Source organism: Vibrio gazogenes (assembly GCF_023920225.1).
Classification (GTDB): domain Bacteria; phylum Pseudomonadota; class Gammaproteobacteria; order Enterobacterales; family Vibrionaceae; genus Vibrio; species Vibrio gazogenes.
This window is the reverse complement of sequence record NZ_CP092587.1, coordinates 493947-510158: the sequence shown is the minus strand read 5'-3', so window position 1 is coordinate 510158 and position 16212 is coordinate 493947. Positions and strand designations below refer to the sequence as shown.

General features: G+C 46.0%; 12 protein-coding genes. 3 read left to right on the top strand and 9 right to left on the bottom strand.

All coding sequences use genetic code 11. From position 1 onward, the window contains the following. From parE to nudF, 5 genes are all read right to left on the bottom strand, one after another. Positions 1-1881, bottom strand: a complete 1881-nt coding sequence (gene parE, locus MKS89_RS02345) for a DNA topoisomerase IV subunit B (RefSeq protein ID WP_072960140.1) — start codon at positions 1879-1881, stop codon at positions 1-3. 245 nt (positions 1882-2126) lie between these two features. Next, on the bottom strand, positions 2127-2711 hold the full coding sequence (gene yqiA / locus MKS89_RS02340) for an esterase YqiA (RefSeq protein WP_072960143.1): 585 nt from the start codon (positions 2709-2711) through the stop codon (positions 2127-2129). Positions 2712-2752: 41 nt separating this feature from the next. Beyond that, on the bottom strand, positions 2753-3574 hold the full coding sequence (gene cpdA, locus MKS89_RS02335; protein WP_072960146.1) for a 3',5'-cyclic-AMP phosphodiesterase: 822 nt from the start codon (positions 3572-3574) through the stop codon (positions 2753-2755). Positions 3575-3585: 11 nt separating this feature from the next. Beyond that, a complete protein-coding gene (locus MKS89_RS02330) occupies positions 3586-4044 on the bottom strand; it encodes a DUF1249 family protein (RefSeq protein WP_021020537.1) in 459 nt (152 codons plus the stop codon). Then, positions 4032-4661 carry an ADP-ribose diphosphatase gene (gene nudF, locus MKS89_RS02325; protein WP_072960148.1) on the bottom strand — a complete coding sequence of 210 codons (630 nt, stop codon included), beginning with the start codon at positions 4659-4661 and terminating at the stop codon, positions 4032-4034. Before nudF ends, MKS89_RS02330 begins: the two co-directional genes overlap by 13 nt. Positions 4662-4894: 233 nt before the next feature. On the opposite strand from nudF, the gene tolC reads away from it, so the two are divergent. Continuing rightward, positions 4895-6202: an outer membrane channel protein TolC gene (tolC, locus tag MKS89_RS02320; RefSeq protein ID WP_072960151.1), complete on the top strand. Its 1308-nt coding sequence runs from the start codon at positions 4895-4897 to the stop codon at positions 6200-6202. A gap of 107 nt (positions 6203-6309) precedes the next feature. On the opposite strand, the gene hldE is transcribed toward tolC, so the two are convergent. From hldE to MKS89_RS02300, 4 genes are all read right to left on the bottom strand, one after another. Next, entirely contained in the window at positions 6310-7740 is a 1431-nt protein-coding gene (gene hldE / locus MKS89_RS02315) for a bifunctional D-glycero-beta-D-manno-heptose-7-phosphate kinase/D-glycero-beta-D-manno-heptose 1-phosphate adenylyltransferase HldE (RefSeq protein ID WP_072960154.1), read from the bottom strand. 77 nt (positions 7741-7817) lie between these two features. Beyond that, a complete protein-coding gene (gene glnE, locus MKS89_RS02310) occupies positions 7818-10664 on the bottom strand; it encodes a bifunctional [glutamate--ammonia ligase]-adenylyl-L-tyrosine phosphorylase/[glutamate--ammonia-ligase] adenylyltransferase (protein ID WP_072960156.1) in 2847 nt (948 codons plus the stop codon). A 165-nt stretch (positions 10665-10829) separates the two neighbouring features. Continuing rightward, positions 10830-12086 carry a methyl-accepting chemotaxis protein gene (locus MKS89_RS02305; RefSeq protein ID WP_072960159.1) on the bottom strand — a complete coding sequence of 419 codons (1257 nt, stop codon included), beginning with the start codon at positions 12084-12086 and terminating at the stop codon, positions 10830-10832. 316 nt (positions 12087-12402) lie between these two features. Beyond that, positions 12403-13923 carry a CYTH and CHAD domain-containing protein gene (locus MKS89_RS02300; RefSeq protein ID WP_072960162.1) on the bottom strand — a complete coding sequence of 507 codons (1521 nt, stop codon included), beginning with the start codon at positions 13921-13923 and terminating at the stop codon, positions 12403-12405. A 201-nt stretch (positions 13924-14124) separates the two neighbouring features. On the opposite strand from MKS89_RS02300, the gene MKS89_RS02295 reads away from it, so the two are divergent. Together MKS89_RS02295 and MKS89_RS02290 are read left to right on the top strand one after the other, a co-directional pair. Then, on the top strand, positions 14125-14805 hold the full coding sequence (locus tag MKS89_RS02295) for a TIGR00153 family protein (protein ID WP_072960164.1): 681 nt from the start codon (positions 14125-14127) through the stop codon (positions 14803-14805). A 133-nt stretch (positions 14806-14938) separates the two neighbouring features. Next, positions 14939-16198: an inorganic phosphate transporter gene (locus MKS89_RS02290; RefSeq protein ID WP_072960168.1), complete on the top strand. Its 1260-nt coding sequence runs from the start codon at positions 14939-14941 to the stop codon at positions 16196-16198. The last annotated feature ends 14 nt before the right edge of the window (positions 16199-16212 follow it).

Here is a 16212-nt window from a genome sequence, read left to right as displayed (position 1 = left end):
TTATACCTCTGCCAAGTCACCGTTGTGTTGCAACCAAGATCGTCTGTCGTCAGCTCTTTTCTTACCGAGGAGCATATCCATCATCTCATCAGTCGCTTCAACATCGTCGATCGTGAGTTGGACAAGACGGCGCGTATTGGGATCCATGGTTGTTTCACGTAACTGCAGTGGATTCATCTCCCCCAGTCCTTTAAAACGCTGCACGTTGATTTTGGCTTTCTTTTGACTCAGGCGTTCTAGTACGCCATCTTTTTCCTGATCATCCAGTGCATAGTAGACCTCTTTCCCGCAATCGATTCGGTAAAGCGGAGGCATCGCAACATAGACATGTCCGGCGCGGACCAATGCGGGGAAATGGCGGGTAAATAGCGCACATAATAGGGTCGCGATATGCAATCCATCCGAATCCGCATCCGCAAGAATACACACTTTACCGTAACGTAGGCTGTCCAGATCATCGTTGTCAGGGTCAATCCCCAAAGCCACTGAAATATCATGCACTTCCTGTGATGCCAATACCTGATCGCCTGACACTTCCCACGTGTTAAGTATTTTCCCCCGCAGTGGCATCACGGCCTGAAACTCACGGTCTCTGGCCTGTTTGGCGCTCCCTCCGGCAGAATCCCCTTCCACCAGGAACAATTCCGTACGACTCAGATCTTGTACTGTACAGTCCGTCAGTTTCCCCGGCAGCGCTGGCCCTGAAGCTATTTTTTTACGGACAACTTTTTTACTGGCTCGCATCCGGCGGTGGGCATTCGTAATACAGACTTCCGCTAATTGCTCCGCCAATTGAGGTTTTTCGTTCAGCCATAGGCTGAATGCGTCTTTGACGACGCCGGAAACAAATGCTGCGGTTTGACGTGATGACAAGCGCTCCTTGGTTTGACCGGCAAACTGCGGATCCTGCATTTTGACAGACAACACATAGGAACAACGCTCAAAAACGTCTTCACCGGTGAGCTTGACGCCACGCGGCAACAAGTTGCGAAATTCACAAAACTCACGCATGGCATCGAGTAATCCCTGACGCAATCCGTTGACATGTGTCCCACCGAGCGAAGTCGGAATCAAGTTAACGTAGCTTTCGGTGATCATATCACCACCCTCAGGTTGCCAAATGACAGCCCAAGTCGCCGCTTCAATTTCTGCTTTAAATTCACCGGTAAAAGGTTCTTCGGGCAACAGCGTATACCCTTTCACACCTTCAGCCAGATAATCTTTCAGACCGTCTTCGTAGAACCAACGGTAGTCATTGCCATTCACTTTATCTTCGAAGGTGATTTCAAGACCGGGACATAATACCGCCTTGGCACGCAGGTTATTAATCAGCCGGGTGACGGAAAAATTACCGGAATCAAAATAGATACTATCCGGCCAAAAATGAACGCTGGTTCCTGTATTTCTACGACCACAGGTGCCGGTCACCGTCAGGTCAGAGACTTTATCGCCATGCTCAAATGCAATCTCATGAACCTGTCCGTCACGCCGAACTGTTACTTCGACACGTTTGGACAGGGCATTGACGACCGAAATACCCACCCCGTGCAAGCCACCGGAGAACTGATAATTTTTATTGGAAAATTTTCCTCCGGCGTGAAGCTTACACATGATCAGCTCAACACCTGAGACTTTCTCTTCTGGGTGAATATCAACGGGCATACCTCGCCCATTATCGAACACTTCTAAAGATTGGTCAGAATGAAGAATAACTTGTACCTTCGATGCATAACCGGCTAACGCTTCATCAACACTATTATCAATGACCTCCTGACCTAGATGGTTCGGACGTGCGGTATCGGTATACATCCCAGGTCTGCGACGTACTGGCTCTAAGCCATTCAATACTTCAATGGCACCAGCATTATATTGTTCAGTCATATTTCGGGATGCTTATATCAATCAATGATTCTAACTCTGCGCTCAATCTGTAAACATTTCGAGACTATTTACAGTTGTCACTGAAAAAAGTTTATTTGTATGGGACTCATCATACGTGGGAAACGATAGAGACTTCAATTCTCTCCTTTCCCATCGATGTTTGAGGTATAGTCTGGAAGAGAAGGCTTCCTGTCAAGCCTCAGTCAGGCTTCAGCCTTAGTTTCTGACACTTTTCTCAATGCATGTCAAAGTTCCAGAAACTCAAGAATAGCGGCAGCGTAACGTTCAAAGCTAACAAAACTATGATCACCGCCCTGTTCTACGGTTTGCCGGGCATCGCGGAATTTTTCAACAGCCTGACGATAATCAAGCACTTCATCACCCATCTGTTGTAACAGCCAAAACTGGTCTGGGTCAGGCAGAACCTCAATATCCAGTGCTTTAAGCTCCTCGATATGGCAAGCGGCCAGAGTATACTTTTCATGGGTGTATGGATTCACTTGTTCGCCAAGATAGTCTTGTAACAATTCGTAAGGGCGAACGGCTGGATTGATAACCACAGCTCTGAGATGAAACTGTGAATTTAGCCAGACAGACAAATATCCCCCGAGCGAGCTTCCCACCAAACCAATGCGATATTCTTGCTGCTTCTCTCGAATCAACTCGGAAAGCATCTGGGCGGCAGCTTCGGGAAAGCAAGGAAGCTGTGGCACGATCACTCGCATGTCAGGACGATAATCACGGCAGTATTGCTGCATAATCATCGCTTTATGAGATAAAGGAGAACTGTTGAAACCGTGAATATAGATCAATAAAGAAGGTTTACGCATGGATTGCCTCATCTTCTGTTCACACAGGTCATTCGCTGTTATCAGTATCCGTTTGCTGAGAAATCAGGTAAGAAAAGACCTTGCTTCACACGACCAACTTGTGTCGTCAGTTGTCCGTCAGGATGAAGTTCCAGCTCACGCCAGCCGGGAGAAACCAGATCCAGTGCAAATTCATTGGAGTGCGGTTTAAACTGAACACAAGTTGAGGGCGTAGACATGACCTGAACCCCATGATAATCGCGTTCCATCACCTGATGGACATGACCACATACTACACCTTTAACGTGAGGGTATTTCAGCACAACCTCCCAGAATGAATCACTATTTTTCAACGTATGCTGATCCAACCAACGACTGCCGACTAACAGCGGGTGATGATGGAGTAAGATAAGCGTATGTCTTGCTTGCGTCTCACGTAACATGTCATCCATCTGTTGAAGCTGCTCAGGGCTGATATAACCATAGGGCACTCCGGAGACCTGTGAATCGAGCAAAATCATCTGCCAGTGGGCACCCACCGTCACGTGTCTCGGTTGGATGATTTGAGAATTCGCCAGAATGGCTTTCATTGCGTTCTGCTCATCATGATTTCCCGGCAGGCACAAACAAGGCTTATTTAACGGCTCAATGCTGTCGACAAACAACTGGTAAGATGCTTCTGAATGATCCTGAGAGATATCACCGGTCGCCAGAATGAGCTGATAATCGACATTCCTTGCGATAACTTCTTGCACGACCGCTTTAAAACTATTTGCCGTATTGACGCTGAGCAGGCTGCCCTCATCAGAAGCAAACAAATGAGTATCGGTCATCTGAAGCAGTTTTATACTATCAAGATGTTCGGTGTAAAACGATACGTCCAAATCTACTTACCTTATGAAGATGATCGATCCCGGATATTAATCGGTGCACGAGTAATACCATGCTTTAAACAAAAGGTCAGCCAATCTCCCAAAAAACGGTTAGTCTGAGCCTTTTCATCTTTTTGTACCATGCTATCGTTCGGATAATCGTAACGAGGCTTTAATCGGTGTATCTGTTCAGCACTGCATACCTCGGCAACACGCGCATCATGATATAACCTGACAGACATAGTCGGTAGAGGAAAGACAGCGACATCATCACTCTGACATATCTTGACCAATGTCGTATATTTGGTCACTTCCATGACTTCGAGTTGATAATTCATACGCAAGGCTTGGTAACAACGCACATCCTCAGCGCTGTGCATCGATGGCAACAACGCATTCAGTTTTGCATAGTTTGTTTCATAAACCCGCATCAATTCCGGTAAGTCAACATGATACGGCTTTTTCATTGCTACTTCTGCCATTGTGTCTTCAGTTCTTCCCAATTTAACGCCAACCATTGTAATGCAATAATGGAGGCACCATTTTCAATCTTACCCGTTTTCACCCAGTGATAAGCCTCTTCCCGACTTAATACATGGACACGAATATCCTCATCCTCCCCATCCAGCCCATGAACACCATGTGCTTTGGAGGCGTCAACTTCACCAACATAGACGTCAATCATTTCATTGCATCCGCCAGATGATGGATAGTATGACGTCACCGGAACAATCTGTTCGAGGTTGAGGCCTGCTTCTTCGACAGCTTCGCGGCGAACCACATCTTCCGAAGATTCACCGTCTTCGACAATCCCGGCAACAACTTCAAACTGCCATGGATGCTGGTTTTCAAGTGCGCCAACACGGATTTGCTCAATTAAGACAACTTGATCAAGCACCGGATCATAAGGAAGCACTGCGGCAGCACGCCCCCGCACAAACATTTCCCGTTCAACAACCCGACTCCAGCCACCTTCAAACTGCCTATATTTGAAATAATACTTTACCATTTTGAAGAAGCCGTTAAAAAGTGTCTCTTTTTTGACAACCTGCAAATCTTGAGAAGAAAACTGTGTCGGCTCTTTTCGTGATGATCGCATTCTTTCTATTCTCCATTTGAATCCTTAAATTTAACCATGTAAGGGTTTACTCACCAAGGATGCAGTTCAACTTTTTATATAAAAATTACTAAAATAGTTAAATTAATTAATTTGTTTACTACACAGATGGATAATTAACCAGAAAAATGACAAACTCCCTAAGCACTTCTTAGCAAATTTAAGTTAAACTATCGAGCGCAATCTCTCATGACAATATTGCAGGAATAGGAAGAATGAAAAAACTGCTCCCACTATGCGTCAGTATCGCCTTAGGAAGTCTGTCCCCAATCGTTTGGGCAGATACCCTTGCGGAAATCTATGACCAAGCCAAACAAAATGATCCCCAGTTGCTTAGCGCTGCGGCACAACGAGACTCAGCCTATGAAGCAATAAAGTCAACTCGGGGAGAACTATTACCACAAATCAACCTGACAACAGGTTACAACGTCATCAGCAGTAATAAAGACGTTGCAGACAGCAAGCAATGGTCTGCGGGCGTGACTTTATCTCAGACGCTTTATGACAGAAACAGCTGGCTGAATTTGGGAATCGCTGAGAAATCAGCACGCCAAGTCGATTCTCAATATGCACAAACACAGCAAAATCTTATTTTACGTGTTGCTCAAGCCTACTTTGAAGTACTGAGAGCCAAAGATAACCTTGCTTTTGTACGTGCTGAAAAAAATGCAGTCGCCCGTCAACTGGAACAGACCAAACAACGTTTTGAAGTCGGTTTATCTGCGATCACCGATGTCCACGATGCTCAAGCCCAATACGATAGTGTCCTGGCTGATGAAGTTTTAGCTGAGAATAGCCTGACCAACAGTTACGAAGCCATTCGGGAAATTACCGGTCAGGAACATCACCAACTCAGCTCATTGGATACCGATCGTTTCTCTGCCAGTAGAATGGACAAAACGATGACCGAACTGGTCAATGAAGCCCAGAAGAAGAATTTATCGCTGTTGACGGCCAGAATTTCACAAGATATTGCTCGTGAAAAAATTGCTTTAGCGAGTTCAGGGCATTTACCTAACCTAAGTCTGGATGCGGGTTATAGCACCAAGCATGAATACGAGAGCTCCAATGCAAACTATGACGCTTTCGATCCGATCAATAATGTCAGTGTCGGTGTTAACCTTTCGGTTCCTCTTTACACCGGCGGTAAAATTACTGCGGAGACCAAGCGAGCGGAATATGGTTTAACGCAAGCCAGTGAAGATCTTGAAGCAAGTTATCGTAGCGTCGTTAAAAACGTTCGTGCATACAATAACAACATCAATGCTTCCATCGAAGCCATCCGAGCTTACCAACAAGCCGTCGTGTCGGCAAAATCAGCACTACAGGCCACTGAAGCCGGTTTTGATGTCGGCACCCGGACCATCGTGGATGTTCTGGACTCAACCCGTCGCCTCTATGACGCAAACAGAAACCTATCTGATGCACGTTATGACTATATCCTCAACGTACTTCAGTTAAAACAGGCGGTCGGAACGTTAAACGAGCAAGATATTCTCGCTATCAATGCAGGTCTGAAATAAATACAGCTCTGAAATTATTCAGAGCACGTCAGACAGCCTGTAACATTGACCAAAAAGCCAGCAAATTGCTGGCTTTTTTATTTGAATGCAGTCGCTTATAGGGGATGTTAACCGCGACCACCTTTAATGGCTTCAATAATTTCAGAGGTTGAACAGCCATCTTCAAAGTTAAGTACTTGCACTTCACCACCAGCGGCAATCACTTCCTGACCCCCCGCAATCTCTTCAGGACGATAATCGCCACCTTTGACCAGAAGATCGGGCAATATGGTCGCAATTAAACGTTGCGGCGTATCTTCGCTGAATGGGACAACCCAATCGACGGCACCTAACCCAGCCAGAACGGCCATGCGACGATCCGTCGGATTAACCGGACGACCCGGTCCCTTCAACCGCTTCACCGACTCATCGGTATTGACAGCAACAATCAGGCGATCTCCCAGTTGTGCCGCATGATTGAGATAAGAGACATGTCCGGCATGAAGAATATCGAAACAACCATTGGTCATCACGACTTTCTCACCACGGGACTGGGCTTTTTTAACCGCTTCAATCAGCGTTTTCTCATTCACAACCCCGAAATCGGTATCCTGACTCCCATGAATCGCTTCCGCCAATTCAATCGTCGATACCGTTGATGTTCCGACTTTACCAACGACGATCCCGGCCGCCGCATTTGCCAGCACACACGCTTCATCCAACGGTTTACCCGCAGCAACCGAAGCTGCCAGAACGGAAATCACCGTATCTCCGGCACCTGTCACATCATAAACTTCCTTTGCCAGGGTCGGTAAATGGAACGGTTCATAGCCATGACGTAGCAAGGTCATCCCATGCTCACTGCGCGTCACTAACAATGCGTCAAGCTCATATTCCTCTATCAAGGCAAACCCTTTGGTAACCAATTCATCTTCTGAATGAACCTTACCGACAACCGTCTCAAACTCAGCCATATTCGGCGTTAGCAGTGTCGCCCCACGATAGCGTTCGAAATCGGCACCTTTCGGATCAATAAAGACAGGCACATCGAACTGTTTCGCTTTCTGAATAAACTGCTGCACATGTTCCAGTGCGCCTTTAGCGTAATCAGACAGGATAACAGAGCGAACCAGAGGGAGAGAACTTTCCATTTTGGACAGCACCAGCTCGGGGTCGGTATTCTCGAATTTATCTTCAAAATCAAGGCGGATTAGCTGCTGACCACGACTTAAGACACGTAACTTAGTAATCGTCGGATAAGAAGGTAAAGCCACAAAGTGGCAATGAACATTTAATGAAGTCAGCTTTTCTTCCAAAACTGCGGCAGGCTCGTCTTGGCCAGTTAATCCGACGATATGCGCCTGCCCACCAAGCGATGCAATATTCATCGCAACGTTTGCAGCTCCGCCCGGTCGTTCCTCATTGTGTTCGACTTTCACAACCGGCACCGGGGCCTCCGGTGAAATTCGCCCGGTCGGGCCGTACCAATAGCGGTCCAACATCACATCACCAACAATTAAAACACCTGCTTGGTTATAGTCAGGTAGAATTGGCTTCATTAGAAATCTCCAGTTTTTCGATTTGTTCAGAGTTTATCACAGCCCAATCACAGGCTGAATAACCACGCTCCGAGATATTATCCCAGCCACTGTTGCCAAGCTTGAATCACCACCTCACGTTCTGTCGAGAGTTTATCTTGACTCACGTCCGCATCCAGATTCAGCAAATTACGATGATGAATCTGGTCTCTCATGGTGGTATAAGCCTCAATGAGTGCTTGCATCTGTTCCGATGACATCATTCCGGCCATCATCAATGACTCGAAAATTCTGACATTATCCGACCAACGCGTCAGCTCCGGGTGCTGACTGCTATAGCGAAGCACCAGATACTGCGCTAAAAATTCAATATCCGTGATACCGCCTCGATCCTGTTTAAGCATAAAACGACCCGCTTTTTTCTCCGCAAGGTGCTGACGCATTTTTTCTCGCATCTCAACCACTTCTCGTTTCAGAATCGCTTCATCTCTGACAAGACTTAACACCTGATGACGCGTTTGCATAAATGCCTCCGCTAATGGCTCATCGCCATAAATCATGCGCGCACGCACAAGAGCCTGATGCTCCCATGTCCACGCTTCCTGATGCTGATATTCGGCAAAAGCACTAACCGGTGCCACTAATAACCCCGAGGCACCAGAGGGTCTGAGGCGCATATCAACCTCATATAAAATACCGGAAGCGGTTCGCACCGAGAAAATATGAATAATGCGTTGTGCCAGACGTAAATAAAACTGGCGACCATCAATTTCTTTATGGCCATCGGTATTAATATTAGCCGGGCAATCATGGAGAAAAACCAAATCCAAGTCGGAGTTATAACCCAGCTCCCAGCCTCCCACTTTACCGTACCCAATCACCGCAAACCCTTTGCCGTCACGCTGACTCAGATGCGTCGGCTCACCATATTTCTCTTTTAATTGTTCCCATGCCTGATGAACAACGGCTTCAACAATCGCTTCCGCCAAATAAGTAAGGTGGTCACTCACTTTCATCACCGGCATGACGTCCGCGATATCAGCTGCGGCAATGCGCAGCAGACAGATCTGCTTAAACTGACGCAGCCCTTCCATTTGCTGCTCCATATCATCCTGAGGAATACGGGCTAAAAAATCTCGCAGTTCCACGCGATATTGATCCAGTGGAATCGGATGATAAAGCTGATGCGGATCGAGTAATTCATCGAGCAAAATGGGATAACGAGCCAATTGTTCAGAAATCATCGGACTCGCGGTACATAAGCGGGTTAATTGCATCAGTGCTGCGGGATGCTCATCGAGCAATTCCAGATAGGTGGTTCGGGTGGCAATCCTTTGTAACAGATACAAAACCCGGGGAAAGCCGAACTGAGCGTCAGGGTGACGGAAAATCGCCTGAAACACTTTTGGCATTAAATGATTCATCACTTCCCGGCCACGAGGCCCCAAGGTTTTTTTAGCCAATTCGGTTTTAAATTGCAGCAGCACATCCGCCACTTTGCTTTCAGCCGTTAAGGCGAGATCTTTGTCGAGAATATCGGCGACGACTTCCGGTTTATTCGCCATATCCCAAAGCTCTTGATACACCGGTTCAACCGGCGTTTCTTCACTATCGTCTTCATCACCGATCAAATCTCTGAAAATTTGATGTACACGGTTCATATGCGCCTGAATATCCTGAAGGAGCCTCTCCCAACTCTCTATCCCCAAAGCCGTCACTAGACGCTGCTGGGAAGATGAATCATCGGGCAAGGTCTGCGTCTGCTTATCCGCCAAGGCTTGAAGTAGATTTTCTACGCGTCTTAAAAATAAATATGCTTGTTGCAGCGAAGTCACTTCGTGCTCACCAAGCAGCCCTAACGTCAAAATGGCGTCCAACGTTTCTAATAAACCGCGTTTTCGTAGGCCCGGTTCGCGTCCTCCCCGGATCAACTGAAATGATTGGACAATAAATTCGATTTCCCGAATACCGCCTGCACCAAGTTTAATATTATTCACCAATCCCCGCCGACGAACTTCACTTTGAATCATCGACTTCATCCGGCGCAGCGATTGAATCGCACTGAAATCAATGTAACGGCGAAACACGAAAGGACGCAGCATCTGTCTCAGCTCCTGATAGCACACATACATTTCGCGCCCCATCACGCGTGCTTTCACCATCGCATAGCGTTCCCAGTCTCTTCCCTGTTCCTGATAATAGTCTTCTAGTGCTGCAAAACTCATCACCAACGGGCCGCTATCACCAAAAGGTCTGAGCCGCATATCAACGCGATAACAAAAACCATCGGCCGTTTGCTGATCAAGGCTTTTAATGATTCTCTGCCCCAGCCGCGTAAAGAATTGGGCATTCGCAATACTTTTTCGTACGCCTTGCGTTTCACCGTTATCCGGGTAGGCAAAAATCAAATCAATATCGGATGAAAAATTCAGTTCTCCACCACCGAGTTTCCCCATACCGATAATTAACATGGGCTGGGTCTCTCCCGCTTGATTGACCGGGGTTCCCCAAAGCTTGCAGCAAAGTGCGTATTGCCATTGATACGTTTCAAAGATCAATGCTTCCGCTAACTCGGAGAGATGTAGCAAACTCTCTTCAAGTGACCAGTCCGCTAGAAAATCGCGCCAGGCAATATAAAACATTTCCCGGTTCCTCAGCGCACGAAGTATCTGCTCTCCCGAGGCTTCATTCGGCTCTGAGACCAACTGTTGCTGTAACTGCTGTCGGTAACCATCAGCCCGGGATTGACTCTCAATCATGGTCGGAAATATTTCACACAATTGCGCATCACGCATTAACGCTTCATACAGAAAATCACTCAATCCCAAGACATATTTCAGTTGTTCGGTTAGCGGTGAAGGCCAAGATAAGATCACCGGATGTTTTTCCGTCAACCGCTGATAGTTAAAATCGGATAATGCTTGAAGTTCGGATGGTAATTGCATTCGCAGCCTCTTATGATCGGTGCCCTACAAAACTGATGATTAAAAACAGCCCGCTTGAAAAAAATGATGGTAAAAAAAACGCCCACTTGAAGGAATTGCGCCAACGTGATTAAAACACGAAAGTTCAACAGCCTCTCAGTGAGCGCTTACAATTTCAAAACAGGATCATACTTTGAATGAAGTAATCTTCTGATCCAGTTCCTCAGCATTGCTCTGCATAATTTCAGATGTTTCCAACAACTCACCGACCACGGAGACGGAAGCTTCGACCAGCTCACGGACATTGGTCAGATTCTGATTCATTTCCTCGGCAACACCACTCTGTTGACCGGCAGCACTGGCGATTTGGAAATTCATATCATTAATTTGCTGAATTTGTTCAACAATACCATCCAGTTCATTGCCCGCATTCGCGACCAATTCCACACCGTCAGCCGCTTCAACAACACTCTTTTCCATCAGTTCTACAGCTAAATTCGCACTGCTTTGCAACTGAGAAATCATCTCCTGAATCTCAACAGTTGCCTGTTGAGTCCTCTGAGCAAGATTACGGACTTCGTCAGCAACGACGGCAAACCCCCGGCCAGCTTCACCGGCACGCGCAGCTTCAATCGCAGCATTCAGTGCTAATAAATTAGTCTGTTCAGAAATACTTTGGATCGTACCAACAACACTACCGATAGCGACAACACGTTCCTCAACCTGATTAACTGCTTGTGCAGATTCAGAAATATCAGAGGAGAGATCACGCATTTTCAAGACAGTTCCTTGGACAAACTCCTGACCTGTTTTGGCACGAGATGAAGCCTGTTCAGTCAACGATGAGGCATTTTGCGCATGATCAGCAACCGTATGAACCGTAGACGACATTTCACTCATTGCTGTCGCTAACTGATCAATTTCATTGAACTCTTCTTGTGCCGAGTCTTTGGTTTCGGACATACTGATGGTCATCACTTCTGTCAGCCCTGATAATTCCTGAGAGCTGGTGATTTGCAGTTTAACCATGTCTTGCAATTGACGGCGCGTTTTTTCAATTTCTCTGGCGACATCACCGTATTCATCTTTGCATTCCATCTCAACTGGCTCAGATAAATCTCGGTTTGCCATGGCCCTAATTGCATCGCTGATAAACTGCGTTTGTCTTAACATCACTCTCGCTGCAAATAGTAATAGTATAATGAAAACAACAATTAACAGTAACGTTTGCCAAACAACTTGCGTGATATAGGCTTCATAGTTCTGTTGTGCGACCTCAACATTATGTGTGGCATCTAAAAGGGCTGAGTAAAATGTACTGGCATCCCAGAGCTGTTTTGCAACTATCAATATCGTGCTGAATACCATCAGCATCACCATCTTGGGAACAAGACGAATATCCGTAATTACCCGTTCCCAAGGCTTAAAGGCCAGTTTTGTCATGATCCGTCTCCACTAAGTCCTAATTTTTCCAATTCAATCATTCTCACTAAATCACTATATCTTTTCTTATGATTGCAATAACAAAGAGCATACCAAAATTCATTTTCAAACATTATGAAGGCCATCAACAACAGCGTAGATTCCCTTATATTTTCAGACAACTCATAATGGCAGATTGATTTGATGCTCAAACGATGACAATTATATCGACTCATCGGAGCTGTTCTGTAGTCTTTCTTCATTTTAGATATGAAAAAAGACAAGAAGCGGGGCTTATCGGCTGCGCCATCCCGACGCAGCAATTCGTTTTTTCAGGTTACACATGCTTCCAATAAGGTGTCACACTCATACTGATATTTCTGGTTTGCTCCATGGCATGAAGAATCGAGTTTTCCTGCCGAATCAACCACCGTTTTAATTGCTCTTGCTGATCGCCTTCAAGCTTATCAACCTGCTGCTCTAATGGTTCAAGCGTTAAAAGATCCTCAATCCCTTGCAACAAGTCAGCCCATGGTAATCGAAAGGACTGGCGTTCACTTTCATTATAAAGGCTGGCAAATCCAATACCGGTGTATAAATTTCTCATCAGGCAATATTGCTGAATCAAATAATCCTGTTTGGAGAACTGCTTATCCGCGGGAAAAGCGGCTAACAACTCATTCCAAGTGCGTTCCAGTTGCTCAGCTGAAAACGGCTCAATCGACTCCGCCATCATGACTCGGGCTTTCTCATTCAGAAAAGGCTGCCACCCTTTGGTCAAAATCCAACGACTCAAGTCGAGAATCAAACCGACATAACGAGAACAATAAAATAGTTTCAACATATCTTGTGTTGACGGTAAGTCATCCTTCAAGGTCCGAAGCTCCGACAATAAAAACTTCCGAGCGTCCAACTTGCGCAAAATATGGCCTTTGTCTTCACAGAGATAATTGAGATAATTGGACTTCTTCAACCAAGACAATTCCTGCTCCAGCCATTTGAGCTCCTGACGCAGGATGGCACTCGCACGCCGAGGCACAATATCACTATATACAGCAAGCGTCTGACGAATAAAACAAATTGCATATCTAATTTCATGCAATGCTTCTATCGATGCCTTTTCGACATAAATCTGTTCATGATAATGCCAATGTTCTAAAGCATGTTCCAAGGAATTGATAAAGCAAGATTCAACTGTGTCATTGGCTGTTGTTTCAACCAAGGCCAAAGGCTTCGTCTCATCACCCACATATCCGGAAGCCAGTCGATAACCTCTGGCAGCCTTACTTAAATTTCCGAGACGAACGCCGCCTTCATCACTCAATGTTCTTGCCAGCGAAAATAAAGCATCAGTCTGACCTGACTTCAACTCCAGTTCAACCTCACAAATCGGGTCTTCCAATTCTCCGACGATCACTTTCCCCTGATCGAAAGCGACTTCAATTTGACTACCGTCAGGCATACCGACAAGCCACTGTTCACGTGTAAAATCAGTTGAAAAAAGAGGGAGAAGTTCTGCTTCCAGTTGCTCGGCAGTGCGGTCTTCGGGCCAAATATCTTGAGGATGGAGGGAAAGAGAAGGGGTATTGCGGTCATGTTCGGCATTGTATTCCGGTCGCTGATGTAAACCAGCAACAACCCGCCCAGCGGTTTTCACCGTCTGCACATACACACCATCACAACATCGGATTCGCAGACCGATATCATGTTGACGCAGCCAGTTATCCGGCGTATCAAAATATATATTCTCTAATTCACGGCAACGATGCTGTAAAATTTTGGTCTGGGCAATCTTACGACGCAAAACATCTGAATATTCAGAAGAAACGAAAAACTTCAGTTCTATCTCAGTTTCCATAACAAAACCTTTCGTGGCAGATAGCGACAGGATATTGCCAATTTCAGACAGGAGCAAGTGAGAAATAACATATCATTCATGCGCTAAAATGGTTTTAAAGCACCGTCGAATGAGTTACCATGCGCGCCTTTATAGCCAATGTTCAACATTTCATCATAATGTTGTATGTTCTTTTAAGGTTATATTTTTGGATTGAGTCACATGCCAGTGAATACAATTATGGGGTTATTTGCAAAGTCCCCAATTAAGCCTTTGCAGAAACACGTTGTCTGTGTCAATGAATGCTGTTCTTACTTGATCAGCTTCTTTGAAGTCACTTTCCAGAAAGATTGGGAAAAAGCAGCCGAAATTCGGGCTCAAATTTCTCATCTGGAAAAAGAAGCCGACGTACTCAAACGTGAAATCCGTCTGAAACTACCGCGCGGATTATTCCTTCCTGTTGATCGAACAGACATGCTCGAACTACTGACCCAACAAGACAAACTTGCGAATCTTGCGAAAGATATCTCAGGTCGGGTTTATGGTCGAGAGCTGATGATTCCGGAGCCACTTCAAATAGATTTCATCGCTTATGTTAAACGTTGTCTGGATGCGGCGACTCAAGCCCAGAAAGTCATCGGTGAGCTCGATGAACTCCTTGAAACCGGATTTAAAGGCCGGGAAGTCACTCTGGTTGCGGAGATGATCAACCAACTTGACGCCATTGAGGATGATACCGACACGATGCAAATTCATCTGCGTCAGCAGTTGATGGCTATCGAGTCGAAATATAATCCGATTGACATGATGTTCTTATATAAAATTCTAGAGTGGGTGGGCGGTATCGCTGACCAAGCTCAACGTGTGGGAGCTCGCTTAGAGCTAATGCTCTCTCGTTCCTGAGATTATAGATTTTCACAATAACTAAGGGCACTCACACATTGCGTCTCTGAATCTAATTATTGTGGCAGAATAATAATATGCCACGGTAGAAAGTCGCGCGTGCTCCGCTAGTTATCAACAACTAGGTATTATGATGGATATCCTTGTACATTACGGATCTATCTTGATTCTTGTGGCAGCAGCCTTCGGTTTCTTGATGGCGATCGGCATCGGTGCAAATGATGTAGCAAATGCGATGGGTACATCGGTTGGCTCCAAAGCGCTGACCGTAAAACAAGCTATCTTTATTGCGATGGTTTTTGAGTTCGCCGGCGCCTATCTTGCCGGTGGAGAAGTAACAGACACAATTCGTAAAGGCGTCATCGAGACAAATCTCTTTGTCGCACAACCTGAAATTCTTGTCTATGGCATGATGTCATCCCTTCTGGCTGCCGGTACATGGTTGCTGCTGGCTTCTTATATGGGATGGCCCGTATCAACAACCCACTCCATTATCGGAGCGATTATCGGTTTTGCCTGTATCACGCTGGGAACAGGAGCGGTTGACTGGCATTCGGTTCAAGGGATTGTCGGGAGCTGGATTATCACACCGATTATCTCGGGTTTCTTCGCCTACGTCATTTTCGTCAGTGCTCAACGTCTGATATTCGATACGGAAAATCCGCTACAAAATGCCAAGCGTTTTGTTCCGGTTTATATGTTCATCACTACGATGGTCATCGCGCTGGTAACCATTAAGAAAGGCCTGAAACATGTAGGTTTTCATCTGAGTACAGGTGAAGCATGGCTTGCTGCTATTTTTGTTTCTTCGCTCGTGATGGTCGGAGGCTATCTGTACATTCAAAGACGCTTCTCAAGACGGGAAGAAGACCACAGTTTTTCTGGTGTAGAAAGTATTTTCAGTGTCCTGATGGTTGTGACAGCCTGTGCGATGGCATTCGCCCATGGTTCCAACGATGTCGCGAATGCAATTGGTCCATTGTCAGCGGTAGTTTCCACCGTTGAAAATCTTGGTCAGATTTCAGGAAAAACCCAAATTGCGTGGTGGATTTTACCGCTAGGTGGACTTGGCATTGTCGTCGGGCTCGCAACACTGGGACATAAAGTCATGGCAACGGTCGGTACCGGGATCACCGAACTGACTCCAAGCCGTGGTTTTGCTGCACAGCTTGCAACAGCTTCAACGGTTGTTCTGGCATCGGGGACCGGACTACCGATTTCAACCACTCAAACACTGGTTGGTGCGGTTCTTGGTGTCGGTTTCGCCCGTGGTATTGCAGCATTAAATCTTGGTGTTGTGCGTAACATCGTCGCTTCCTGGATCGTGACCTTACCGGCCGGAGCACTACTGGCTGTTATTTTCTATTATATGCTAGAAAAAATCTTCATTTAGAATGTGCAACCGTC